This is a genomic window from Streptomyces sp. NPDC045026, assembly GCF_056432625.1.
This window is the reverse complement of sequence record NZ_JBWKIS010000003.1, coordinates 222229-245649: the sequence shown is the minus strand read 5'-3', so window position 1 is coordinate 245649 and position 23421 is coordinate 222229. Positions and strand designations below refer to the sequence as shown.

Genomic DNA, 23421 nt, shown 5'->3' with positions numbered 1-23421 from the left:
GTCGGGTGGAAGCTCCCCTTCAGCGATATCCGCCCGGATTCGGGTCTCAAAAGGGGCGATACCAGCCCGCGGAAGACGTCCCGGTCAGTGCGTCTCCGTCACCTTCGCCAGTGCCCTCGGGGCGTCCGGGTCCTGGCCGCGGGCGATGGTGACCTCGTACGCGAGGAGCTGGAGCGGGATGATCTCCAGGACCGGCTGGACCTCCTCCGCGACACCCTCGGTCGGCAGGACGAAGCCGGCCGACGCCTGGTCCACCTGGGCCTGGGGGCCGATGACGACGAGGTCGGCGCCGCGGCCGCGCAGCCGGTCGAGCACGGGCTGGAGCATGCGGCCGCCCTTGCCGTCCGTGACGACGGCGATGACCGGCGAGATGTTGTCGACCATGGCGAGCGGGCCGTGCAGCAGATCGGCACCCGAGTAGGACAGGGCCGGGATGTAGCTGGTCTCCATGAGTTTGAGGGCGGCCTCCTTGGCCGTCGGATAGCCGTAGCCGCGCGAGGTAATCACCATGCGGTCCGCGAAGCGGTAGCGGGAGGCGAGGGTGCGCACCTCGTCCTGGCGGGCCAGGAGCTGCTGCGCGAGGCCGGGCAGCACCTCGGCGGGCGCGCCGTCGCCGCCGCGCAGGCCCTCGACGAAGAGGTAGAGCGCGAGCAGGGACGCGGTGTACGTCTTCGTGGCCGGGAGCGCCTTCTCGGGGCCCGCCATGATCTCGATGTGGTGCTCGGAGACTGCGGCGAGCGGCGAGTCCGGGTTGTTGGTCACCGCGAGGGTGATCGCGCCGGCCGCGCGGGCCGCCTTCGTGGAGGCCACCAGGTCGGGCGAGCCGCCCGACTGACTGACGGTGACGGCCAGGACGTCCCGCAGGTCGGGCCGGGCACCGTACGCCGTCGTGGTGGACATGGAGGCCAGGCCGCAGGGCATCCCGAGCTGGATCTCCAGGAGGTACTTCGCGTAGAGGGCGGCGTTGTCGGAGGTGCCGCGGGCGGTGAGCAGGACGAAGCGGGGCGACTGTGCCGCGACGCGCCGGGCCACCTCGTGGATGCGGGGGGCGCCGGTGTCCAGGATGCGGCGCAGCACCTCGGGCTGCTCGGCCATCTCGCGGGCCATGATCCGGCCCGGCTGCTCGCCCTTCGGGGCCGACGGGGTGGCGGTCATGCGGACTCCTCCCAGAAAGGCGGTCGCGGGTGCGGCGGGCGGGGCACGGCCGGGGCCGGCCGGGCGCCTCCTGCCTCTCCGGCTTCCACGCTTCCTTCCACTCTGGCCGTTGTGGCGGGCGCGCGCCCGGCCGGGGCGGGCACGAGGTGCCGCCGGGGCGGGGAGCGCCGAGCATGGGCAGACGGCGCCGTACACCCCGTGACCGGCCGGGCCACCTCTGCTAGATTGGTCTATACCACATGCGCAACATCGCACCCTCGACCAGATCGGCAGGCCCAGCGTGGAAGTTGTGATCGTCCCGGACGCCAAGGCAGGCGGCGAGCTCATCGCCGAGGCGATGGCCCAGCTGCTGCGGCGCAAGCCCGACGCCCTGCTCGGCGTGGCCACCGGCTCGACCCCGCTGCCCATCTACGAGGCGCTGGCGGCCAAGGTCCGCGGCGGCGAGGTCGACGCCTCGAAGGCGCGTATCGCGCAGCTCGACGAGTACGTGGGTCTGCCGACCGGGCACCCTGAGTCGTACCGGGCGACGGTGCTGCGCGAGGTCGTCGAGCCGCTCGGCCTGAGCGAGGGCTCCTTCATCGGCCCGGACGGCAGCGCCGAGGACGTGCAGGCGGCCTGCACCGCGTACGACGAGGCGCTCGCGGCGGCGGGCGGTGTCGACCTCCAGCTGCTCGGCATCGGCACGGACGGGCACATCGGGTTCAACGAGCCGTGCTCGTCGATCGCCTCCCGTACGCGGATCAAGACGCTGACTCAGCAGACCATCGCGGACAACGCGCGCTTCTTCGACGGCGACCTCAGCCAGGTGCCGCGCCACGTCATCACGCAGGGCATCGGCACGATCCTGGAGGCGCGGCATCTGGTGCTGCTCGCCACGGGTGAGGGCAAGGCGGACGCGGTGGCGGCGACCGTCGAGGGCCCGGTGGCCTCCGTGGTGCCGGCATCGGCGCTTCAGCTGCACCCGCACGCGACGATCGTCGTGGACGAGGCGGCGGCGTCGAAGCTGAAGCTCGCCGAATACTTCCGGCACACGTACGCGAACAAGCCCGATTGGCAGGGGCTGTAAGCGGGTTCGGGCCGACATGACGGTGCCGGTCACCCCTGGTGAGGGGTGACCGGCACCTTTGCGTAGGGCTCGGCTCACCCGGCGACGATCACCTCGGCGGCGGCCAGGCCGCACACCCGGGCCGCACCGTGCGTCGCCACGTGGAGGGCTCCCCGGGGTGGCGCCTGCGGTACGCCCATCTCGACGACGACCGTGTCGGGGCGGGCATCGAGGAGTGTGTCCAGGGAATCCGCCATCCACGCGTGGCGGTGGGCGTCGCGGACCACGGCGACGATGCGCCGCTCCCCCGCGGCGGCCAGGGCGGCTGCGCCCGCGTCCGCGCCGGAGAAGCTGCCGGTCTCCGTGCCGGGCAGCAGCCGCTCCAGTTCGGCGGCGACGCCCCACGGCGTCTCGTCGCCTACGGCGATATTGGCGACGGGTGTGAAGGCGGCGACGTACGGCGCCTCGGTGACCGGGGACGCGTGCTCACCGTGCGTCACGGTCACCGCCCGCCGCGCCGCGACCAGCCCGATCCCGGTGTCGGGCGCGCCCCCCGAGTGCTCGGCCGCGCCCGGCACCGAGGTCCACCGGGCGAGCGCGCGCACCCGCGCCGCGGCGTCGGCGAGCCGCTCCTCGGGCAGGTCGCCCGCGTGCACCGCCGCGACGAGCGCGTCCCGCAGCCGCAGCACCGTCTCGTCGTCGGCGAGCCCGCCGCCGACGCAGATGGCGTCGGCGCCGGCCACGATGGCGAGGACGCTGCCGCGCTCGATGCCGTACGTGGCGGAGATGGCCTGCATCTCCATGCCGTCGGTGACGATCAGCCCCTCGTAACCCAGCTCCTCGCGGAGCAGGCCGGTGAGGATGCGGGGCGAGAGGGTGGCGGGGCGGTCCGGGTCCAGGGCGGGGACGAGGATGTGGGCGCTCATCACCGCGCGCGTGCCGGCCGCGATCGCCGCGCGGAACGGGGCGAGTTCACGCTCGTACAGCACGTCGAGGCCGACGTCGATGCGGGGCATGTCGTGGTGCGAGTCGACGGCCGTGTCGCCGTGGCCCGGGAAGTGCTTGGTGCAGGCGGCGACGCCCGCGGACTGGAGCCCGGTGACGTAGGCGGCGGTGTGGCGCGAGACGAGGCCGGTGTCGGCGCCGAAGGACCGTACGCCGATGACCGGGTTGGCCGGGTTGGAGTTGACGTCCGCGGACGGGGCCCAGTTGAGGTTGACGCCGCAGGCGGCGAGGCGGCGGCCGAGTTCGGCGGCTACGGACCGGGTGAGCTCCACGTCGTCGACCGCGCCGAGGGCGTGGTTGCCGGGGAACGAGGAGCCGGAGCGCACCTCCAGGCGCGTGACGTCACCGCCCTCCTCGTCGATGGCGACCAGGACGTCGTCGCGCTCGGCGCGCAACTGGGCGGTCAGTTCCGCGAGTTGCTCGGGGGAGGCGATGTTGCGGCCGAACAGGCCGACGGAGGCGAGGCCTTCGCCGAGCCGGCGCAGGAGCCAGTCGGGGGCGCTGGTGCCGGTGAAGCCGGGCTGGAGGACGGTGAGCGCGTCACGGGTGAGGGTGTCGGAGCCGCGTGCGGTGAGTGTCGTCATCTGGCGGTGTTATCCCTTCACGGCGCCGTCGGTGAGGCCGCTGACGGCCCTGCGCTGCAGGAAGACGAAGAGGATCAGGATCGGGATCGCGAAGAGCGAGGACGCGGCCATGGTGGCACCCCAGTCGTCGCCGAACGCGGTCTGGAAGCTGGAGAGCCACAGCGGCAGCGTCTGCGCCTCGGGCGACTTGTTGAGGACGAGGACCATCGGGAACTCGTTCCAGGCGGTGATGAAGCCGAACATCGAGGTCGACATCAGGCCGGGTGCGAGCAGCGGCAGGATCACCCTGCGGAAGGCCTGCATGCGGGTGCAGCCGTCGACCATCGCGGACTCCTCCAGCTCCCTGGGCACGGCGGCGACGAAGCCGCGCAGCGTGAGGAGGGTGAAGGGCAGGATCATCACCATGTAGAAGAGGGTCAGCGGGACGAGGCTGTTCAGCATCGACGCGTCGCGCACGATCATGTAGATCGCGATGACCATGACTTCCCAGGGCGCCATCTGGGCCAGCATGAACCCGATGATGAAGCCGCGGCGGCCCTTGAACCGCATCCGCGCGAGGGCGAACGACGCGGCCAGTCCGATGATCAGCGAGAAGACGACGGCGAGCACGGTCACGGTGACCGAGTTGCGCACCAGAGTCCAGAAGTTGTCGGCGTCGACCGCCGTCCTGAAGTGCTCGAACGTGATCTCGGTCGGGAACCAGACGGGGTTCTCGCTGATGATGTCGCCGGTCGGCTTGAGCGCCGTGGCGAACATCCAGTAGACGGGGAAGACGAAGCCGATGAACAGGATCACGGCCGTCACGTTGGGCCAGGCACGGCGGAACGTCGACGAAGCGGAGCGCTTCACTGCTCGTCCTCCTCTTGCTTGAGCACGATCCGGAGGTAGTAGGCGGTCAGCACGAGCAGGATCAGGATCGTCAGGACGGCGATCGCCGCGCCCATGCCGAAGTGCTGGTTGCCGACGCCCTCGATGTACGCGTACACGGGCAGGATCTCGGTGAGCCGGTCGGGGCCGCCGCCGTTGATCGTGAAGACCTGGACGAACGCCTTGAAGACCCAGATGATCTCCAGGAACGTCGTCGCGTAGAGGAAGGGCCGCAGATACGGCAGCGTGACCGAGAGGAAGCTCTTCCAGGGGCCGGCGCCGTCCAGGGACGCGGCTTCGTAGAGCTCCTTGGGGATGGTGGTCGTCGCGGCGTAGAGGTTGATCGCGACGAACGGGATCGACATCCAGACGATCAGCACGGTGACGACGAAGAACGTCGACAGCTGGCTGCCGGTCCAGCTGTAGTCGGCCATGGAGTGCCAGCCGAGCTTGTCGAGGACCCAGTTGACGACGCCGAAGCGCTCCGCGAACAGCCACTGGTAGACGGTGGTCGCGGCGACGACGGGCATCGCCCAGGCGAGCACGAGCCCGACGAGGAGCAGCACGCGCATGCGCTTGCCGAGCCGGGCGAGGAGCAGGCCGACGAGGGTACCGATCACCATGATCAGGACGGCGTTGACGAGGGTGAAGACGATGGAGCGTCCGGTCACCCGCCAGAAGTCCGAACTGGTCAGTACCTCTTGGTAGTTGTCGAAGCCGTTCCACTCGGTGACATGCTGGATCAGCTGCCCCATGTTGAGGTTCTGGAACGACAGGAGCCCGTCCTTGAGCAGCGGCCAGCCGAGGAGCAGCACGGTGGCCGCGACCGCCGGCAGCAGCAGCAGATAGGGCGCGAGGGTCCCGGCCCGTCCGCGGGCCTGCTTTCTCGGTCCGCCGGATCCCCCGCCGTCCGCTTTCCGGACCTCCGCCGGACCGGAGGGCGGCCGTTCGGTCTGCACGGTCATGCTCGCCATCTCTTTTCTGGGCCTGCCGGGACACCGTGGACCCCGCGGGGGCGGAGTGGCCTTGCGGCACTCTCCGTCCCCGCGGGGCCTGTTGCTGCCTTAACTCTTCTGCGAGAGGCGCTTGTTGAACTCGGCCTCGACCTGCTTGGCGGCGGCGGCCGGGGACTTACCCTTCAGCACCGCGGTCATGTAGGTCTTGATCGGGTTGGGAGCGTTCTCGACCGGGGCCCACTCCGGGATCAGCGGGGTGGTGCCACCGCCGGCGGCGGCGGGAGCGGCGGCCTCGGCGGCGGCGTTGCCCTTGAGGTTGGACTGCAGCGCCTCCTTGTTGGGGATCACGCCGCCTTCCTTGGCGAGCTGGCCCTCGAACTGGTCGGAGAGTGCGAGCTTCAGGAACTCCTTGGCGAGGTCCTGCTTCTTGCTGCCCGCGGCCACGGCGAGGTTGGAGCCGCCGAGGAAGACGCCCTCGGGCTTGTCGGCCGTGGCACCCGGGACGGTGAAGTAGCCGATCTCCTTCTCGATCTTCGGGTTGGCCTTGATGGCGAGGGCGGATTCCCAGCCCATGCCGATGAAGGAGCCGGTCTTGCCCTTCGCGAAGACCTCGGCCTGCTGCGGGGTGGCCTCGTCCTTGTCCTTGGGGGCCTTGGACAGGGCCTGGAACTTCTTGTACGTCTCCATGGCGGCGCCCACCTTGGGGTCGGCCAGGTTGGAGACGTACTTGTCGCCGTCCTTCTTGACGAGCTCGGCGCCCTCACCGATGGTCAGGCCGACGAAGTGGTACCAGTTCTGGCCGGGCAGGTAGATCGGCTCGGCGTCCGTCTTCTTGCCGATGGTCTCGAGGTCCTTGTAGAACTCGTCGCGGGTCTTGGGGAGTTCCTTGATGCCGGCGTCGGCCCAGATCTTCTTGTTGTAGATGACGACGCGGTTCACGACGAACCACGGGGCGGCGTACTGCTTGCCGTCCGAGACCGCGGACTTGTTCATCGACTCGGCCCAGTCGGCGCCGATCGAGGACTTGAGGTCGGAGAGGTCGGCGAGACCGCCGGTCTTGGCGTAGGCGGGGGTCTGCGTGTTGCCGACCTCGAAGACGTCGGGCGGGTTCTCCTCGGACAGGGCGGTGGTCAGCTTCTGCTGGATGCCGTTCCACTGCTGGATCTCGATCTTCAGCTTCGCGCCGGTCTTCTTCTCGAAGGCCGCCGTGACGTCCTTCTGCCAGGTGTCCGGCGTGGAGCCGTCCATGGCCCACACGGTCAGCGTCTGGCCTTTGTAGCCGTCGGCGCCGGCCTTCTTGTCCGTGCCGCCGTCATCACCACTGCCACATGCCGCGATCGAAACCAACATGCCCGCGACACCGATAGCCGCAATGAGCCTGCGCTTCACGTCACCCTCCTCAGGGATGCCAGCAACCCCCCCGCCCACGACGACGGACATACGACGAACACAACGAACTCGACGTGGTACTGCACGTGGGACTGGGACCTGGTCTTTAATGGTGTAGACCAGTACACGGGAGCTTGGCCTAGACCTTTAGGGGTGTCAAGGGTGTATAAGAAGGGCTGTCGCGTCCGTTATCGGACCGACACCTGAGGGAGCACGGCTCCCCCGGGGAGGGCCGTGCCACCATGTGAGCCGCGACAGACGGAGGAGCCGGTGACGGCAGCACCACAGGAGCCGGGAAGGCGGGCCATGGGCACCCATGCGGGCAGCAGCGGAACCGATGCGGGCGGCGCCACGACGGCGGAGGCACCCGCAGCGGGCCGCACCGCGCGTGTGCCCAAGTACTACCGCCTGAAGCGGCACTTGCTGGACATGACCGAGACGCTGCCCCCGGGCACCCCGGTCCCGCCCGAGCGCACCCTCGCCGCCGAGTTCGACACCTCCCGCACGACCGTGCGCCAGGCCCTTCAGGAGCTGGTCGTCGAGGGCCGGCTCGAGCGCATCCAGGGCAAGGGGACGTTCGTCGCCAAGCCCAAGGTCTCGCAGGCGCTGCAACTGACCTCGTACACCGAGGACATGCGCGCCCAGGGCCTGGAACCCACGTCGCAGCTCCTGGACATCGGCTATGTGACCGCCGACGACACCCTGGCCGGTCTCCTCGACATCACGGCGGGCGGCCGCGTCCTGCGCATCGAGCGGCTCCGCCTCGCGAGCGGCGAGCCGATGGCCATCGAGACGACGCACCTGTCGGCCAAGCGCTTCCCCGCGCTGCGCCGCTCCCTGGTCAAGTACACGTCCCTGTACACGGCGCTCGCCGAGGTCTACGGCGTGCGCCTGGCCGAGGCCGAGGAGACCATCGAGACCTCCCTGGCCACCCCGCGCGAGGCGGGCCTGCTCGGCACGGACGTGGGCCTGCCCATGCTGATGCTGTCGCGGCACTCCGTGGACGGCACGGGGCAGCCCGTCGAGTGGGTGCGCTCGGTGTACCGCGGCGACCGCTACAAGTTCGTGGCCCGCCTCAAGCGCCCGACGGACTGACGGGCGTCGCACGCGAATCCGCTTGTGCCGACCGAGAAGTCGGCACATGAACGGCATGTCGGCCACGCTTTGTCCGTTATCCGGACGGGGGTTCCATACGACGAGATCGTCGCCTAGATTTCCGCCACGTTAAGCATGAGATAAGCGGGATCAGCGAGGGGACGGACCGCCGTATGTCGGATGTGCCTGAAGTGAAACGGCCGGTGGTCACACCGGTGCGAGTGGTCATTGCCCTGTGCCTCGTCGCACCGTTCGTGGCGATGCTCTGGGTCAGCTCCTACGCGAAGGTCGACCCGGCCTTCATCGGTATTCCGTTCTTCTACTGGTACCAGATGCTGTGGGTCCTCATCTCCACGGCGCTGACGATGATCGCGTACAAGCTGTGGCAGCGTGACCAGCGCGCCCGGAAGACGGGTGGGCAGGCATGAACGGCGGAGTCAACGGCGTCGCGCTCGGCGTCTTCATCTTCTTCTTCATCGCCGTCACGGTCATGGGCTTCCTGGCCGCGCGCTGGCGCAGGTCCGACAACGAGCAGAGCCTCGACGAATGGGGCCTGGGCGGACGGTCGTTCGGCACCTGGGTCACCTGGTTCCTGCTCGGCGGCGACCTCTACACCGCGTACACCTTCGTGGCCGTCCCGGCGGCGATCTACGCGGCCGGCGCCTCGGGCTTCTTCGCGGTGCCCTACACGATCCTCGTCTACCCGCTGATCTTCACCTTCCTGCCGCGCCTGTGGTCGGTGTCGCACAAGCACGGCTACGTGACGACCTCCGACTTCGTGCGCGGCCGCTTCGGCTCCAAGGGCCTGTCCCTGGCCGTCGCCATCACGGGCATCCTCGCCACGATGCCGTACATCGCGCTCCAACTGGTCGGCATCCAGGCCGTCCTGGACGTGATGGGCGTCGGCGGCGACGAGTCGACCAACTGGTTCATCAAGGACCTGCCGCTGCTCATCGCGTTCGCGGTGCTCGCCGCGTACACGTACTCGTCGGGTCTGCGGGCCCCCGCGCTGATCGCGTTCGTCAAGGACGGTCTGATCTACCTCGTCATCGCCGTCGCGATCATCTACATCCCGATCAAGCTGGGCGGCTTCGACGCCATCTTCCACGCGGCGAACGAGAAGTTCGCGACGCCCAACCCGGCGACGGGCAAGCCGGTCGGATCGCTCGCCCCGGCACCGGCCGGGCAGTGGACGTACGCGACGCTGGCCCTCGGCTCGGCGCTGGCGCTCTTCATGTACCCGCACTCGATCACGGCGACGCTGTCCTCGCGCAGCCGCAACGTGATCCGCCGCAACACCACCATCCTGCCCCTGTACTCCCTGATGCTGGGCCTGCTCGCGCTGCTCGGCTTCATGGCGATCGCGGCCGGGATCAAGGTGCAGAACGGGCAGCTGGCGATCCCGCAGCTCTTCGAGAACATGTTCCCCGACTGGTTCACGGGCGTCGCGTTCGCGGCCATCGGCATCGGCGCGCTGGTGCCCGCGGCGATCATGTCCATCGCCGCGGCGAACCTGTTCACGCGCAACATCTACAAGGACTTCATCAGGCCGAACGCGACGCCGGCGCAGGAGACCAAGGTCTCCAAGCTGGTCTCCCTCCTGGTGAAGGTGGGCGCGCTCGCCTTCGTCCTCACCATGGACAAGACCGTCGCGATCAACTTCCAGCTCCTGGGCGGCATCTGGATCCTCCAGACCATGCCCGCCCTCGTCGGCGGCCTGTTCACGCGCTGGTTCCACCGCTGGGCGCTGCTCGCCGGCTGGGCGGTCGGCATGGTCTACGGCACGCTCGCCGCGTACGGGGTCGCCTCGCCGACGCAGAAGCACTTCGGCGGCAGCGCCAAGGAGATCCCCGGCATCGGCGAGATCGGCTACATCGGCCTCACGGCGTTCGTCATGAACGTGGTGGTCACGGTGGTCCTCACCTTCGTCCTGAAGGCACTGAAGGCCCCTGAGGGCATCGACGAGACATCCGCGGCGGACTACACGGCGGACGCCGGCGACCCGGGCGTCCTGAAGAAGCTGCCGGAGGCGACGGCGGGAGCCGGCGGGCACTGAGCCGACTTCCCCCAAAGAAACGCAGCACGGGCCGCCGGATTCCTCCGGCGGCCCGTTGCCGTACCGCGGGTTCATGAAGCCTCGTAGAGGTCCTTCCCCACCCGCTGCGCCGCCCCGGCGGCCGAGGACAGCGTCAGGGCCCTGTCCGTGCCGGCCCCCACGATCACCAGGACGCCGCCGACCCTCAGTTCGACCTCGTAGTGCGCACTGCCGTCGTACTCGTCGCCGCCCGTGGTCCGCGTCGTCTCCAGGACCGCCTCGTCGCCGAGGTCCGGCAGAGGCAGGGCCTCGTGGTGCTGCTGGACGGGCGCGCCCTCGGTGTCCACGGTGACGCGGCCACACACCTTGTGGAGCTCGCGGCGCAGTGCGAGATAGCGCCCGGCCCGCTCGGCCGGCATCGAGACCAGGCGCTCGTGGACGAAGGGGTCGTCGTCGCCCACGGCCTCGGGGGCCGGGCGGACCGTCCGCTCGGCGCTGGGGCCCCGCATGCGCACCAGTTCCCCGCGCGCGTCCCGGCCGGCCGCGCAGGCGCTCCAGTCGCCTCCCCCGTACCCCTGGTCGAAGAGTCCCAGCGAGGTCTCGGTCGCCTTCGCGCCCTTGGCGACGGCCCCGGCCGGAAGGAGAGCGGCGCCCAACTCGGCGTCCGTGAAGACCTTCGCGGGGTCCGCCGTTCCGTCGACACCGGACGCCGAAGGCTGCTTGCTCCCGCCGTCGCCGCGCGCCCCGGACCCGCCGTCACCGCATCCGGCGAGCAGCACCAGCAGTACGGCGGCACAGGCTGTTCCCCGCCCTCGCACCGTGCCTCCCCCAGCTAGGCCACCAGTTCGGCCGCAACCCTAGCCGACACAAGATGTGGGGCTGCCATCCGAGGCCGACACAAGATGTATGCTCGTGCTCGCTGTCGCCGCAGGGGAATCCGGTGCAAGTCCGGAACTGTCCCGCAACGGTGTACGTATGCACGCATACGTGAAGTCCGAGGACCTGTCGACAGCCTGCCCGAGCCGTCCGGCCCGGGATGACGACGTCCGGGTCTCGTGGAGTGGGCCGGTGACGCGGGCCCCGCCATGCCCCCGTGCCCTCCTCCCCGTCAGGCCCAGAGCCGAGCGAGGGAGAGCCCCACGTGACCATCGCGCCCGCCGAACCGGCCTCAGAGCTGGCAGGGAACCCCGAGCAGCACGACGCTCCGGGAACCGCGCTGCTGCGCACCCTGACCGAACTGACCGCCGATCTCCCGGACACCGACCCGGGCAAGGTCGCCGCCGCCGCGCTGCGCGGCAGGTCCGCGGTGGCGGACTCCGGCATCACCGCCGAGCTGCGCTCCCTCGCCACCGAGGCCGCCGCGGGCCTCATCTCCGAGGACCCGGCCTACTCGCGGCTCGCCGCCAGGCTCCTGACGATCAGCATCGCCGACGAGGCCGCCTCGCAGGGCGTCACCTCGTTCACCGAGTCCGTCGCGGTGGGCCACCGCGAGGGCCTGATCGCCGACCGCACCGCCGACTTCGTGGCGCTGCACGCCGAGCGCCTCGACGCGCTCGTCACCGCCTCCGTCGCCGAGGGCGCCGACGACCGGTTCGGCTACTTCGGACTGCGCACCCTGCACAGCCGCTACCTGCTGCGCCACCCGATCACCCGGCAGGTCGTCGAGACCCCGCAGCACTTCATGCTGCGCGTGGCGTGCGGCCTCGCCGAGGACGCCTCGGTCCACGCGCTCGACGAAGTCGCCTCCCTGTACCGCCTGATGAGCCGCCTCGACTACCTGCCGTCGTCGCCGACGCTCTTCAACTCCGGCACCCGCCACCCGCAGATGTCGTCCTGCTACCTCCTCGACTCGCCCCTCGACGAGCTGGACTCCATCTACGACCGCTACCACCAGGTGGCGCGCCTCTCCAAGCACGCGGGCGGCATCGGCCTCTCGTACTCGCGCATCCGCTCGCGCGGTTCGCTGATCCGCGGCACGAACGGGCACTCCAACGGCATCGTGCCGTTCCTGAAGACCCTCGACGCGTCCGTCGCGGCCGTGAACCAGGGCGGCCGGCGCAAGGGCGCCGCGGCCGTCTACCTGGAGACGTGGCACTCCGACATCGAGGAGTTCCTGGAGCTGCGGGACAACACCGGCGAGGACGCCCGGCGCACCCACAACCTCAACCTCGCGCACTGGATCCCGGACGAGTTCATGCGCCGCGTCGCCGACGACGGCACGTGGTCGCTCTTCTCGCCGTCCGACGTGCCCGACCTCGTCGACCTGTGGGGCGAGGAGTTCGACACCGCCTACCGCGCGGCGGAGGCCGCCGGGCTCGCGCAGAAGACGATGCCGGCCCGCGACCTGTACGGCCGCATGATGCGCACCCTGGCGCAGACCGGCAACGGCTGGCTGACCTTCAAGGACGCCGCCAACCGCACCGCCAACCAGACGGCGGAGCGCGGCAACGTCGTCCACTCCTCGAACCTGTGCACCGAGATCCTGGAGGTCACGGACGACGGCGAGACCGCGGTCTGCAACCTGGGATCGGTCAACCTCGGCGCCTTCGTGCGGGAGGGAGCCGACGGCGGGGAGATCGACTGGGAGCGCCTGGACGCGACCGTCCGCACGGCGGTCACGTTCCTCGACCGTGTCGTCGACATCAACTTCTACCCGAGCGAGCAGGCCGGCCGCTCCAACGCCAAGTGGCGCCCGGTGGGCCTCGGCGCGATGGGCCTCCAGGACGTCTTCTTCCAGCTGAAGCTGCCCTTCGACTCCCCCGAGGCGAAGGCCCTGTCCACGCGGATCGCCGAGCGCATCATGCTCGCCGCGTACGAGGCGTCCGCCGACCTCGCCGAGCGCAACGGCCCGCTCCCCGCCTGGGAGAAGACCCGTACCGCTCGCGGCGTGCTGCACCCGGACCACTACGGCGTCGAGCTGACCTGGCCGGAGCGCTGGGCCGCGCTGCGCGAGCGCATCGCCGCCACCGGCATGCGCAACTCCCTGCTGCTCGCCATCGCGCCCACCGCGACGATCGCGTCCATCGCGGGTGTCTACGAGTGCATCGAGCCGCAGGTCTCCAACCTGTTCAAGCGCGAGACGCTCTCCGGCGAGTTCCTCCAGGTCAACTCCTACCTGGTCAAGGAGCTCAAGCGGCTCGGCGTGTGGGACGCCCAGACCCGTGAGGCGCTGCGCGAGTCCAGCGGCTCCGTGCAGGGCTTCAGCTGGATCCCGGCCGAGGTGCGCGAGCTGTACCGCACGGCGTGGGAGATCCCGCAGCGCGGCCTCATCGACATGGCGGCGGCCCGTACGCCGTTCCTCGACCAGGCGCAGTCCCTGAACCTGTTCCTGGAGACGCCCACCATCGGCAAGCTCTCGTCCATGTACGCGTACGCCTGGAAGTCGGGCCTGAAGACGACGTACTACCTGCGCTCACGCCCGGCGACGCGGATCGCGCGCGCGGCGTCCGCCGCCCCCATCCCCGCCCAGCAGGCCGCCGACCCCGACGCCGTCGCCTGCTCCCTCGAAAACCCCGAGTCCTGCGAGGCCTGCCAGTAATGACCACCCCGACCGACAAGACCGAGAAGAACCTGCTCGACCCGGGCTTCGAACTGACCCTGCGTCCCATGCGCTACCCGGACTTCTACGAGCGCTACCGGGACGCGATCAAGAACACCTGGACCGTCGAGGAGGTCGACCTCCACTCGGACGTCGCCGACCTCGCGAAGCTGTCGCCCGGCGAGCAGCACATGATCGGCCGGCTGGTCGCGTTCTTCGCGACGGGTGACTCGATCGTCTCGAACAACCTGGTCCTGACGCTGTACAAGCACATCAACTCCCCCGAGGCGCGCCTGTACCTGTCGCGCCAGCTGTTCGAGGAGGCCGTGCACGTCCAGTTCTATCTGACGCTCCTGGACACCTACCTGCCCGACCCGGAGGACCGCGCGGCCGCGTTCGACGCGGTCGAGGAGATCCCCTCCATCCGCGAGAAGGCCCAGTTCTGCTTCAAGTGGATCAACGAGGTCGAGAAGCTGGACCGCCTGGAGTCGAAGGCCGACCGCCGCCGTTTCCTCCTCAACCTGATCTGCTTCGCGGCCTGCATCGAGGGCCTGTTCTTCTACGGCGCCTTCGCGTACGTCTACTGGTTCCGCTCGCGCGGCCTGCTGCACGGCCTGGCGACCGGCACCAACTGGGTCTTCCGTGACGAGACGATGCACATGAACTTCGCGTTCGAGGTCGTCGACACCGTTCGCAAGGAGGAGCCCGACCTCTTCGACGACGAACTCCAGCAGCAGGTCACCGACATGTTGAAGGAGGCCGTCGCGGCGGAGCTCCAGTTCGGGCGCGACCTGTGCGGTGACGGCCTGCCCGGCATGAACACCGAATCGATGAGTCAGTACCTGGAGTGCGTCGCCGACCAGCGTCTCCAGCGCCTCGGCTTCGCGCCGGTCTACGGCTCGGAGAACCCCTTCTCCTTCATGGAGCTCCAGGGTGTCCAGGAACTGACGAACTTCTTCGAGCGCAGGCCGTCGGCGTACCAGGTGGCGGTGGAGGGCTCGGTCGGGTTCGACGAGGACTTCTAGGCGACGGTCGTGAACTCGGCGCGGCGGGACGGGCGTTCGGCGTCCCGCTCCGCCTGCCGGGCCTGCCGGATCTGCCGGTCGATCCGGCGGTCGTGGGCGATCCCGTAGAGGGACGGGGCGGCCAGGAGGAGGAAGACGAAGAGGACGGTGAGGGCGTTCATCGCTGTGTTCATGTCCTCTACTTTCGTCCTCCGCGGACACATCCGGCAGTGGCAGGACTGCCACTGACCCTCGAATTACTGCCAGTCATGCGGCACACTGGACGGCATGCTGAAGAACGTGGCCGCAGTGCTGCTCGACGGTGTGCATCCTTTCGAACTCGGCGTGGTCTGCGAGGTGTTCGGCCTCGACCGGAGCGAGGCCGGGCTCCCCGTGTACGACTTCGCGGTGGCGTCCGCCGACGGGCCGACCCTCTCGACCCACGCGGGCTTCACCGTCTCCACGCCGCACGGTCTGGAGCGCCTGGAGGAGGCCGACCTCATCGCGGTGCCGGCCGCGAGCAGGCGCGACAGCCACCCGCCCGAGCTGCTCGACGCGCTGCGCCGGGCAGTCGACCGGGGCGCCCGGGTGCTCAGCGTGTGCTCGGGCGTCTTCGTGCTCGGCGCGGCCGGACTGCTCGACGGGCGGCGGTGCGCGGTGCACTGGCGGTACGCGCAGGAACTCGCCGTCGCGTTCCCGCGCACCCGGGTCGACCCCGACGTCCTGTACGTCGACGAGGGCTCGGTCATCACCTCGGCGGGCACCGCCGCCGGTATCGACGCGTGCCTGCACATCGTCCGTGAGGAACACGGCGCCGAGGTCGCCAACGCCATCGCCCGCCGCATGGTGGTCCCGCCGCATCGCGACGGCGGCCAGGCCCAGTACGTGGAGCGGCCGCTGCCCGTCACTCCCTGCGACACCGTGGGGGGCGTACTGGCGTGGATGGAGGCGCATCTGGACGAGACGCTCACGGTCGAAGAACTCGCGGCGCGCGCCCATATGTCGCCGCGCACCTTCGCGCGCCGCTTCCAGCAGGAGACGGGGACGACGCCGTACCGCTGGCTGCTTCGCCAACGGGTGCTCCTGGCCCAGGAGTTGCTGGAGGGCACGGACGAGACGGTGGAGTCGATCGCCGGCCGCGCCGGCTTCGGCAACGCGGCGGCGATGCGGCATCAGTTCATGAAGGCGCTGGGCACGACGCCGAACGCGTTCCGCAGGACGTTCCGGGTACGGTCCGCGGCCTAGGGTCTTTCGTTTGGATCAGGCTGGATCAGGGAGCGGGGTCTGGTGCGTGCAGCTGCAAGGCGGAGGAGAGCGGCGGCGCGGAGCGTCGGCAACCGACGACAACGCCGCAGATGTGCGTGCCAGACCCCGCGAGCCCAGCCTGATCCAAACGAGAGGCCCTATGCGCGCGGGGGCTGATCGGCCCCCGCGCACCCGGCGTGATCCAAACGAGAGGCCCTAGGCCTTGCCGCGCTCCTCCACCCGCAGCAGCGCCCGCTTGGGCTGGAGCGTGATCCCGATGCGGGCCGTGCTGTCCGTCTCCGCGGCCGGAACCAGTCGCCAGCGGGGCGTCACCGTGGCCAGGATGATGGCCAGTTCGGCCATGCTGAAGTGATCTCCGGGGCACTTCCGGTTGCCGACGCTGAACGGCATCATCGCGCTCTGTCGGCTTTCCGCGGCGCGTTCCGGCAGCCAGCGGTCGGGGTCGAACTCCAGATGGTCACGGAAGGACCGCGGATCGCGTTGCATCGCATACGGGCTGTAGACGATGTCGGCACCGGCCGGAATGTGATAGCCGCCGAGCTCGGTATCGACGGCGGCCTGGCGCGTCAATATCCATACGGCGGGCCGTATGCGCATCGCCTCCGTGATGACATTGCGCGTGTGGATTAGGCCCTTGAGGTCGGCGAATGCGACGGGGCGCCCATCCGTCACGGATTCAACCTCCTCGTGCAACCGGCTTTCCTGCTCGGGGTGTTCCGCGAGGAGCTGGAACGTCCACGTGAGGGTCGAGGCGACATTTTCCGCGCCGGCCACGACGAGGGAGACGACTTGGTCGTGCACCTCCTGCTCGCCGACCGTTTCGCCATTCTCGTCCTCGGCGCCGAGCAATGCCGCGAGCAGATCACCCGGATTGACGCCCGACGCGCGCCTCTCGGCAATGATCTCGTCCACCAGCCGATGCAAATCGGCCAACGCCCGCTCGAATCGGCGATTGGCCGGAAGTGGCAGCCGGTAGAAGGGTCCGACGGACAGGACCATGCGCCGGTACAGGCCGCTGAAGACCGTGTGCAGCGAGGAGCTGAGCCGGTCGGCGCGCTCGTCGACCGAGTCGACGTGCAGGACGGAGCGGGCGACGATCCGGACCGCGGTGCGGAACACCTCGGCGCCGATGTCGACCGTGTCGCCGGGCTTCCAGCGCGCCGCCATGGCGCGCGCCTCCTCCTCCATCACGGTCGCGTGGTCGGCGATGCGGTCGGTGCGGAACGCGGGCTGGATGGTGCGCCGCTGGCGCCGGTGCATGGGCCCGTTGCTGGTCGCCACGCCCTTGCCGAGGAGCACTCCGAGGGTGTCCCAGAGGGGTCCGCCGACCATGTAGTCGGGGCTCTTGAGGAGCGCGGCCACGAGGTCGGGGTCGCAGACCGCGTACGCCGTCTTCGGGCCGAGCCTGAGGCGGACCAGGTCGCCGTCGGCGCGCAGTCCCGCGACGAAGGTGAGGGGGTCGCGCACGAGGTTCCAGGCGTGCCCGAGGAGGGGCGCGCCTCCGCCGGCGTACGGCGGCGTGCGCCGCTCGCCGGGCTCCGCGACAGCCGGAACCGAGGATTCTGCCGATTCGACGGTCATTCGTCACCTGCCTGGTCGCTGATGTACGGAGGAGTGGCCCGGTCGTCCCAGCTGTCCACCTGATAGCGGCCCGACTCGTGGTGGAACCAGTACACGGAACTGAACCAGTTCCGCATATTGGAGACGCACGACCTGAGTGCCACGGCGAGGCTCTCGCCCGCTAAAGTCCCGTCGGCCGCTTCGTCCGCCATCCGCAGGACTTCGGGCTCCGCGTCCAGGAATTCGGAAATGCATCCGCAGACCCTTCGACGGACTTCTTCCACGGCCTCTTCGAGAGAAAGCCCCTCGTGCTGGATAAGGCTTATCCCGAGGTTGTGGAGTTCATCCCCCGCGAGTTCCTTGGGCAGCGAGCAGAGGTCGTTGTACCAGGCGGCGAAATCTTGGCACGCGAGTGCGGATCGCCGATAGGCAGGGCTTTCGAGCACCCATTCCGGGAGCTCGTACTGTGCGGTCGGCTCAAGGAGATCGAGCCATATCCAGTGCGCGAAGGTGTTCCTTCGGAGTTCGATGTACTCCTCGACCGAAGGGACCGTTCCCGAGGTCCGGTTACGGAATTCCTGGTCGTACGCGTCGATCACCACGTGGAAGTGGCGGGCGAACCGGGCGTTCCATGAACGGGTGAGGGAGCCGTTCAGCCGGACCATGCTGTCGGCGAACGCCGCAACCAGAGGGTCCTTGTGGTGCAGATGGAGCTGGGGCGCCTCCAGTGCCGCATGGAGCTGGACGGCGAGGCGTCGCCAGGCACCGCCCCGGCCGTGGATCACGTCGCGGTCATGACGGTCGTCCCAGACGAAGAACCACGCGCTGTAGTCGCAAATCGCGGAGAGGAGGTCGTCGGGGGCTCCTATGTAGTAGCCCGCCATGAGGTCGGTGTAGCAAAGGCCATCGGCATATTTCTCCACCTTGTCGGCCGGCATGAGCCGCTTTTCGAGCAGCCAGGACCGCGTCTTCTCCTGAAGCTTTGGCCAATACGGGTGCAGGTTGCGAGGAAACGCCTCCTCGATCACCGGTAGCGCCAGCGCCGGTGGGACCGCTGTCTGCGTCTGTGGCTGTGTCTGCACCCGAGTCCGTGAAGTGCTGTGTGAGAAAGCAGGCACGAACAAACCCCTCTCAGCCGCCTGGTGGCGTGCGCCCCTGTGCTGTGCCGGGCGCGCGCCGTTGCGTATCCCCGCACTTTCTATTCAGCACTACAACTGACCGTTCTGGGAACGGATTTGCCCCCTCACTACCCCCGCACGCCGGAAAAGTCCCCTTAGGTGACTGATTCTGGATCATCTGGGGCCGATCCGGTTCGCACACCTGACCGCTGGGGCGCCCCGGGCCCCGAACACGCGAGCGGCGTCCGGCCAGTTGGGAACCTGGCCGGACGCCGCTCGCACGTCACTCGGGTGCACTGGGGCCCCAACGGGCCCTGCCCGCTCAGTCGTTGGGAACGACCTCGTAGCGCGGGGTGCCCTCGGCCATCTGCTTCAGGGCGTCCTTGCGCTCGCGCTTGGAGAGGCGGTCGATGTACAGGTACCCGTACAGGTGATCCGTCTCGTGCTGGAGGCAGCGCGCGAAGTAGCCCGTGCCCCGGACCTTGATCGGGTTGCCCTTCTCGTCCTGCCCGGTCACCACCGCGTAGTCGGGACGCGCGAGCGGCGCGTACGCCGTCGGCACGGACAGGCAGCCCTCGTTCGAGTCGTCGAGGCGGCGCTCGTCCGCGGGCAGCTCCTGGAGCACGGGGTTGCAGACCACGCCGGTGTGGCGCGCACCGTCGTCGTCCGGGCAGTCGTAGACGAAGACCTTCAGATCGACGCCGATCTGGTTGGCGGCGAGGCCCACGCCCTCCGCGGTGCGCTGGCTGGCGAACATGTCGTCGACCAGCTGCGCGAGCTCGTCGCCGAATTCGGTGACGTCCTTGCACTCCTTGTGCAGGACGGGGTTCCCGACGACGGTGATCGGCCGCGACGTGCCGCGCGCGACGGCTGCCTCCTCGCGGGCGGCGTTGTCCTCGGTGTCGAGGACGAAGCCCTCGTCGTCCACGGGGAGCACTGCGGAGTGCTCGTGCTCGGTGTCCTGCTGCGCCATGTCCGACGTACGCCTTCCGGTACCTGCTGCGACAAATTTTCCGGGGTACAGCCTACGGGGACCGGTCAGCAGACCTCTTCAAGGTCCCGCCAGTCCCGGGAGTCCGGGCTGTCCGCGACCCAGCCGTCGAGCAGCCCCCGCACGAGCGCCGCGGGCGCCGCGACTCCGCACTCGCGCTCGGGCACCCACAGCTGGCCGTCAGTGCGGTGGCCGAGCGGACCCGGGTGTCCGGGCTCGCTGTGGTCGTGCGGATCCAGGTGCTGACCGTCGCCCTCGTCGGACGGCATCCGCGACTCGGAGCACATCCGGCACAGCAGCCGTACGGAGGACGACCAGTCCTCGGCGGCGAACCCGGCGTCGGAGGCGAGCTGCTCCAGGGCGTCCCGGTCGGCCTCGGTCGCGGCCTCCAGGAGAACGACCCAGGTCGGGACGGGCGAGGGGGCCCACAGCTCGATCTCGTCGAACACGGGGTACGAGTGTCCGGCGGCCGTCGTCCGCTCCCCGTGGGGCACGCCGTCGTGCAGCACGACCTCGCCCCAGCGGCGCCCGGAGGACGGCAGCGGGATGGACAGGACCTCCATCCGGGCGGGGTCGAGCCTGCGCCCCCACACCACCTCGGCCTCGCCCTCCGGCGACAGGCGCACGGCGGCACTGCCCAGGTCCATGCCGGTCGGCTCACCGGCGGCGGCCGCGCCGCCCGGCACCTTCAGGCCGTACGCCTGCCAGGCCCGCCGCGCGAGCGGCCAGTCCTGCAGGGCGGTGGCCGCGATGCCGACGTTCCACCAGTCCGGGGCGCCGCTCTCGCGGTCGAGGAGGGCCACCGCGCGCAGGCCCGCGGCCCGCGCCTGCTCCCAGTCGTGGCGGAACTTGTGCAGCAGCGCGAGGTTGAACCAGGACTCCGACAGCCACGGCTCGAGGTCGGCGGCCCGGGTGAGCAGGGCCCCGGCGTCCTCGTACCGGCCGTCGCCGATGAGCGTGAACGCCCGATCGGTGGCCTGCCGCCATGAGGCGGAGGGCCGGTGCCGTCCCTTGCCGAAGATCCTCACGATTCCCGCCTGCATTCCCGCCTGTCGGTCCGGGGGACAGCGCCCTCGGGAGGCCTTCCCCCAAGGAGCACGGCCGGGACCTGAGCCCCCGGACATCCTCTTCTTCGCATCCAACCACGTGCGGCCGGACAGCCGCTCATTACCCATGGGTTACCCAGCCGGGGGCAGGGTCACCCCGCCCCTCGACACGACCCTGGCCAGGGATTCCACCACATCGGGCTGGTAGTCGCGCCCCGTGGCCAGACGCAGTCGCTCCAGGGCGGTGAGGGGCCCCTGAGGGCCTTCTCCCCGGGCCATCTCGTCGTATGCGTTGGCGGTGCGGACGATGCGCGCGGTGAGAGGCTGCTCACGGTAGGGGTCGGCCTGGCGCTCGACGACGACGGCGACCTCGGCGTCCACGCCCGTCTGGCGCACGACGGCCCCGCCGAGCAGTGCGATCCGGCGCTGCTCCTGGGCGGGCAGGGCTGCCGTGGCACCGTCGGCCACCGGGTCGACGAGGGACAGCTGGCCGATGTCGTGCATGAGGGCGGCGTACTCCAGGACGGTGAGGTCGGGTTCGGAGAGTCCCAGCTCGCGGCCCACGGCACGGCTGAGCGCCGCAACGCGCAGGGCGTGGCCCTGGGGCGTGTAGCCGGCGATCTCGGTGGCGCGGGCCAGCGAGGTGATCGTCTGTCGGTACGTGGTCCGCACGGCGGCGTACCGGCGGAAGGCGAGCTGGGTCAGGAGCAGGGGCAGGCAGAAGACGGGCAGCGCCCACAGTCCGGCGACGGCCACGGCGAGGGCGATGACGGCGCCGGTGGCGCACACCGCGGACCCGATGCCGATCATGGCCCGCAGCTCGTCCCTGAGCAGCGGCCCGAACGGCCAGCCGGTACGGGCGTGTGCCATGGCCGCGGCGAGGACGGCGTCGCACAGCGCGGTCAGGACGAGCAGCCCGACGAGCAGCAGCGCGTAGGCCGCGCCGTCGCCGAGCCAGGCTCCGAACCTGCCCTGGTTGTACAGGGGTTGGAAGCACACGGCGGCGAAGGCGACGGTGAGGACGCGCCGCGCCATGTGGTCGGCGGACGGCCCGTGCCCGGCCGCGAGGTGCGGTACGGAGCCGACGAGCGCGGCCGCGACGCAGACGGCGACGACCTGGAGCGCTCCGTGATGCGTCGCCTGCCCCGCCGTCTCTCCCAGGAGTGCGTACGCGAGCGCGCCGGCGGCCCCCAGGGGTGCGGGCTCCCTGTCCCCTCCGGGTGCCCCCCAGCGGGCGAGTTCACCGACGGCGATGAGCACCCCGAAGGCGAGTGCGGTCCCGGGTTCCTCCAGGCCGTCCTGGAGGGTGGCGGCGAGGGAGACGGCGGTGAGCCCGACCGCGAGGCCCTGGACGGCCGCGATCGTGGTGCGCGCCCGGCCGCTCCCCGGCCCAGGGGAGCGCGTCCACGTCACCGCGACGCCGCCCGCCGCACGGCGCGGGCCCGGGGCACCTGCCCGGCGGCCTCGTCCGCGGTCACGGCGGGGTTCCAGCCGTGCCGCCCGAGCGCCCGCACCAGCGCCCCGACCATCTGCGGGTCGAACTGCGCGCCCGCGCACCGGGTCAGTTCGGCGAGGGCGACACCGACGGGCCGCGCCCGCGAGTAGGACCGGGTGGACGTCATCGCGTCGAACGCGTCCGCCACCGCCACCACTCGCGCGAACTCCGGGATCTGCGCCCCCGTGAGCCCGTAGGGGTACCCGCTGCCGTCCATCCGCTCGTGGTGATGCAGGATCGCCGCCCGCGCCTCCCCCAGGAACCCGATCCCGCGCACCATCTCGTGCCCGTACTCGGGGTGCAGCTCGATGATGCGACGCTCCTCGGGGGTCAGCGGGCCGTCCTTGCGCAACAGGCGGGTCGGCACGCCGAGTTTGCCGACGTCGTGCAGGATCCCGGCGAACCGCAGGACCTCGGCGCGCTCCTCCGCCATGCCGAGTTCGCGGGCGATCATCATGGATGCCTGGCCGACCCGCTCGCTGTGGCCGCGCGTGTATCCGTCCTTGATGTCGACGGCCTGCACGAGGGCCCGGATCGTCTCCTGGTGGGCGGCGCGCTCGCGGTGGTACTGGGCGAACACCCAGCAGGAGATGTACATCGGCAGCAGCACGAGCAGCGCGGCGAACGGTCCGTACGGGCTGCGCCACAGGACGGCCATCATGAGGCCGGCGAGGCCGTGCACGGCGACGGGACCGAGGGCGCGCGGGAAGAGGCCGCGCCAGGCGGCGCGCAGCGGGACGCGTTCGGCGGTGGCGAGGATGCCGCCGTCGAGCAGGGCGAGGACGGCGCAGAAGACGAGGACGGCCGCTCCGGCGGGCACGAGCGCGTACGGGAAGTGGGGCGCGGACACCGCCGCGGTGCCGCCGAGCGCGCCGTGGACGCGGGCGGCGGCCCAGGTGGCGAGGGCGAGCTGGGCGGCGCGCCAGACGCGGCGCAGGCCGGCCGGGCGCCGGTCCGTCCGGGCGACGAGCGCGCCGGGGACGGCGACGAGCGCGGCGGCCGCCGGCGGCAGGAGGAACGCTCCGGCGAGCAGGACCGGGAAGAAGGTGCCCATGCCCTTGGGTACGCGCCGCCCGATCACGCGGCACTGGCCCGCCTGTTCGCATCCCGTGTAGAGGGCGGCGAGGAGTCCGACGGCGGGCCACGGTGTGGCCGGGCCCGCGGCGGGGACCAGGCACGCGAGGGCGCCGCCGGCCGCGCACAGGACGTAGCCGAGGGCCATTGGCGGAACCGCGCGCATATCGACCCCCCTCCCCGTGATCCCACTTCAGG

General features: G+C 70.4%; 20 protein-coding genes and 1 riboswitch. Of the genes, 7 read left to right on the top strand and 13 right to left on the bottom strand.

Going from position 1 to position 23421, the window contains the following annotated elements:
* Positions 1 to 84: 84 nt before the first annotated feature.
* On the bottom strand, positions 85 to 1155 hold the full coding sequence (locus AC07EJ_RS08490; RefSeq protein ID WP_389478639.1) for an SIS domain-containing protein: 1071 nt from the start codon (positions 1153 to 1155) through the stop codon (positions 85 to 87).
* 280 nt (positions 1156 to 1435) lie between these two features.
* Here AC07EJ_RS08490 and nagB point away from each other — a divergent pair, with 280 nt between their 5' ends.
* Positions 1436 to 2221 carry a glucosamine-6-phosphate deaminase gene (gene nagB / locus AC07EJ_RS08485; protein ID WP_389478638.1) on the top strand — a complete coding sequence of 262 codons (786 nt, stop codon included), beginning with the start codon at positions 1436 to 1438 and terminating at the stop codon, positions 2219 to 2221.
* Between the two features lie 74 nt (positions 2222 to 2295).
* Here nagB and AC07EJ_RS08480 read toward each other — a convergent pair whose 3' ends face one another.
* The 4 genes from AC07EJ_RS08480 to AC07EJ_RS08465 form a co-directional block, all read right to left on the bottom strand.
* On the bottom strand, positions 2296 to 3789 hold the full coding sequence (locus AC07EJ_RS08480; RefSeq protein WP_478883975.1) for a glycoside hydrolase family 3 protein: 1494 nt from the start codon (positions 3787 to 3789) through the stop codon (positions 2296 to 2298).
* A gap of 9 nt (positions 3790 to 3798) precedes the next feature.
* A complete protein-coding gene (locus tag AC07EJ_RS08475) occupies positions 3799 to 4638 on the bottom strand; it encodes a carbohydrate ABC transporter permease (RefSeq protein WP_389478634.1) in 840 nt (279 codons plus the stop codon).
* A complete protein-coding gene (locus tag AC07EJ_RS08470) occupies positions 4635 to 5621 on the bottom strand; it encodes a carbohydrate ABC transporter permease (protein ID WP_389478633.1) in 987 nt (328 codons plus the stop codon). Before AC07EJ_RS08470 ends, AC07EJ_RS08475 begins: the two co-directional genes overlap by 4 nt.
* A 99-nt stretch (positions 5622 to 5720) precedes the next feature.
* The gene (locus AC07EJ_RS08465) at positions 5721 to 7001 is read right to left on the bottom strand and encodes an extracellular solute-binding protein (RefSeq protein WP_389478632.1); all 1281 of its coding nucleotides are present in this window, start codon (positions 6999 to 7001) and stop codon (positions 5721 to 5723) included.
* 306 nt (positions 7002 to 7307) lie between these two features.
* On the opposite strand from AC07EJ_RS08465, the gene AC07EJ_RS08460 reads away from it, so the two are divergent.
* The 3 genes from AC07EJ_RS08460 to mctP all read left to right on the top strand — a co-directional run bounded on the left by AC07EJ_RS08460 (position 7308) and on the right by mctP (position 10152).
* Positions 7308 to 8096 carry a GntR family transcriptional regulator gene (locus tag AC07EJ_RS08460; protein WP_100595947.1) on the top strand — a complete coding sequence of 263 codons (789 nt, stop codon included), beginning with the start codon at positions 7308 to 7310 and terminating at the stop codon, positions 8094 to 8096.
* 173 nt (positions 8097 to 8269) lie between these two features.
* Positions 8270 to 8524, top strand: coding sequence for a DUF3311 domain-containing protein (locus tag AC07EJ_RS08455; protein WP_100595948.1), 255 nt, complete (start codon positions 8270 to 8272; stop codon positions 8522 to 8524).
* A complete protein-coding gene (gene mctP, locus AC07EJ_RS08450; protein WP_393582391.1) occupies positions 8521 to 10152 on the top strand; it encodes a monocarboxylate uptake permease MctP in 1632 nt (543 codons plus the stop codon). Before AC07EJ_RS08455 ends, mctP begins: the two co-directional genes overlap by 4 nt.
* Before the next feature lie 71 nt (positions 10153 to 10223).
* Here the strand turns inward: mctP and AC07EJ_RS08445 are convergent, their stop codons facing one another.
* Complete coding sequence (locus tag AC07EJ_RS08445) at positions 10224 to 10949, bottom strand: hypothetical protein (RefSeq protein ID WP_478883974.1); 726 nt, start codon at positions 10947 to 10949, stop codon at positions 10224 to 10226.
* An 88-nt stretch (positions 10950 to 11037) separates the two neighbouring features.
* Positions 11038 to 11155, top strand: a riboswitch (cobalamin riboswitch).
* 117 nt (positions 11156 to 11272) lie between these two features.
* Between AC07EJ_RS08445 and AC07EJ_RS08440 the strand changes: the two genes are divergently transcribed.
* Positions 11273 to 13669, top strand: coding sequence for a ribonucleoside-diphosphate reductase subunit alpha (locus AC07EJ_RS08440; RefSeq protein ID WP_389478628.1), 2397 nt, complete (start codon positions 11273 to 11275; stop codon positions 13667 to 13669).
* The gene (locus AC07EJ_RS08435; RefSeq protein WP_389478627.1) at positions 13669 to 14694 is read left to right on the top strand and encodes a ribonucleotide-diphosphate reductase subunit beta; all 1026 of its coding nucleotides are present in this window, start codon (positions 13669 to 13671) and stop codon (positions 14692 to 14694) included. Before AC07EJ_RS08440 ends, AC07EJ_RS08435 begins: the two co-directional genes overlap by 1 nt.
* Here AC07EJ_RS08435 and AC07EJ_RS08430 read toward each other — a convergent pair.
* Entirely contained in the window at positions 14691 to 14867 is a 177-nt protein-coding gene (locus AC07EJ_RS08430) for a hypothetical protein (RefSeq protein WP_389478626.1), read from the bottom strand. The genes AC07EJ_RS08435 and AC07EJ_RS08430 overlap by 4 nt on opposite strands.
* 94 nt (positions 14868 to 14961) lie before the next feature.
* On the opposite strand from AC07EJ_RS08430, the gene AC07EJ_RS08425 reads away from it, so the two are divergent.
* Positions 14962 to 15918, top strand: coding sequence for a helix-turn-helix domain-containing protein (locus tag AC07EJ_RS08425; protein WP_389478625.1), 957 nt, complete (start codon positions 14962 to 14964; stop codon positions 15916 to 15918).
* Positions 15919 to 16134: 216 nt separating this feature from the next.
* Here the strand turns inward: AC07EJ_RS08425 and AC07EJ_RS08420 are convergent, their stop codons facing one another.
* The 6 genes from AC07EJ_RS08420 to AC07EJ_RS08395 form a co-directional block, all read right to left on the bottom strand.
* Positions 16135 to 17520 (bottom strand): bifunctional albaflavenone monooxygenase/terpene synthase, encoded by a 1386-nt coding sequence (locus AC07EJ_RS08420; protein WP_478883973.1) that lies wholly within the window; start codon positions 17518 to 17520, stop codon positions 16135 to 16137.
* Positions 17517 to 18617: an epi-isozizaene synthase gene (gene cyc1 / locus AC07EJ_RS08415; RefSeq protein ID WP_389478660.1), complete on the bottom strand. Its 1101-nt coding sequence runs from the start codon at positions 18615 to 18617 to the stop codon at positions 17517 to 17519. The genes AC07EJ_RS08420 and cyc1 overlap by 4 nt, the downstream gene beginning before the upstream one ends.
* Before the next feature lie 322 nt (positions 18618 to 18939).
* Positions 18940 to 19590, bottom strand: a complete 651-nt coding sequence (gene def / locus AC07EJ_RS08410) for a peptide deformylase (protein ID WP_389478623.1) — start codon at positions 19588 to 19590, stop codon at positions 18940 to 18942.
* A gap of 65 nt (positions 19591 to 19655) precedes the next feature.
* Complete coding sequence (locus tag AC07EJ_RS08405; RefSeq protein ID WP_389478622.1) at positions 19656 to 20636, bottom strand: tetratricopeptide repeat protein; 981 nt, start codon at positions 20634 to 20636, stop codon at positions 19656 to 19658.
* Positions 20637 to 20786: 150 nt separating this feature from the next.
* Positions 20787 to 22016, bottom strand: a complete 1230-nt coding sequence (locus AC07EJ_RS08400) for an HD-GYP domain-containing protein (protein WP_389478658.1) — start codon at positions 22014 to 22016, stop codon at positions 20787 to 20789.
* A 47-nt stretch (positions 22017 to 22063) separates the two neighbouring features.
* Complete coding sequence (locus tag AC07EJ_RS08395; RefSeq protein ID WP_389478621.1) at positions 22064 to 23389, bottom strand: HD-GYP domain-containing protein; 1326 nt, start codon at positions 23387 to 23389, stop codon at positions 22064 to 22066.
* Positions 23390 to 23421: the final 32 nt, after the last annotated feature.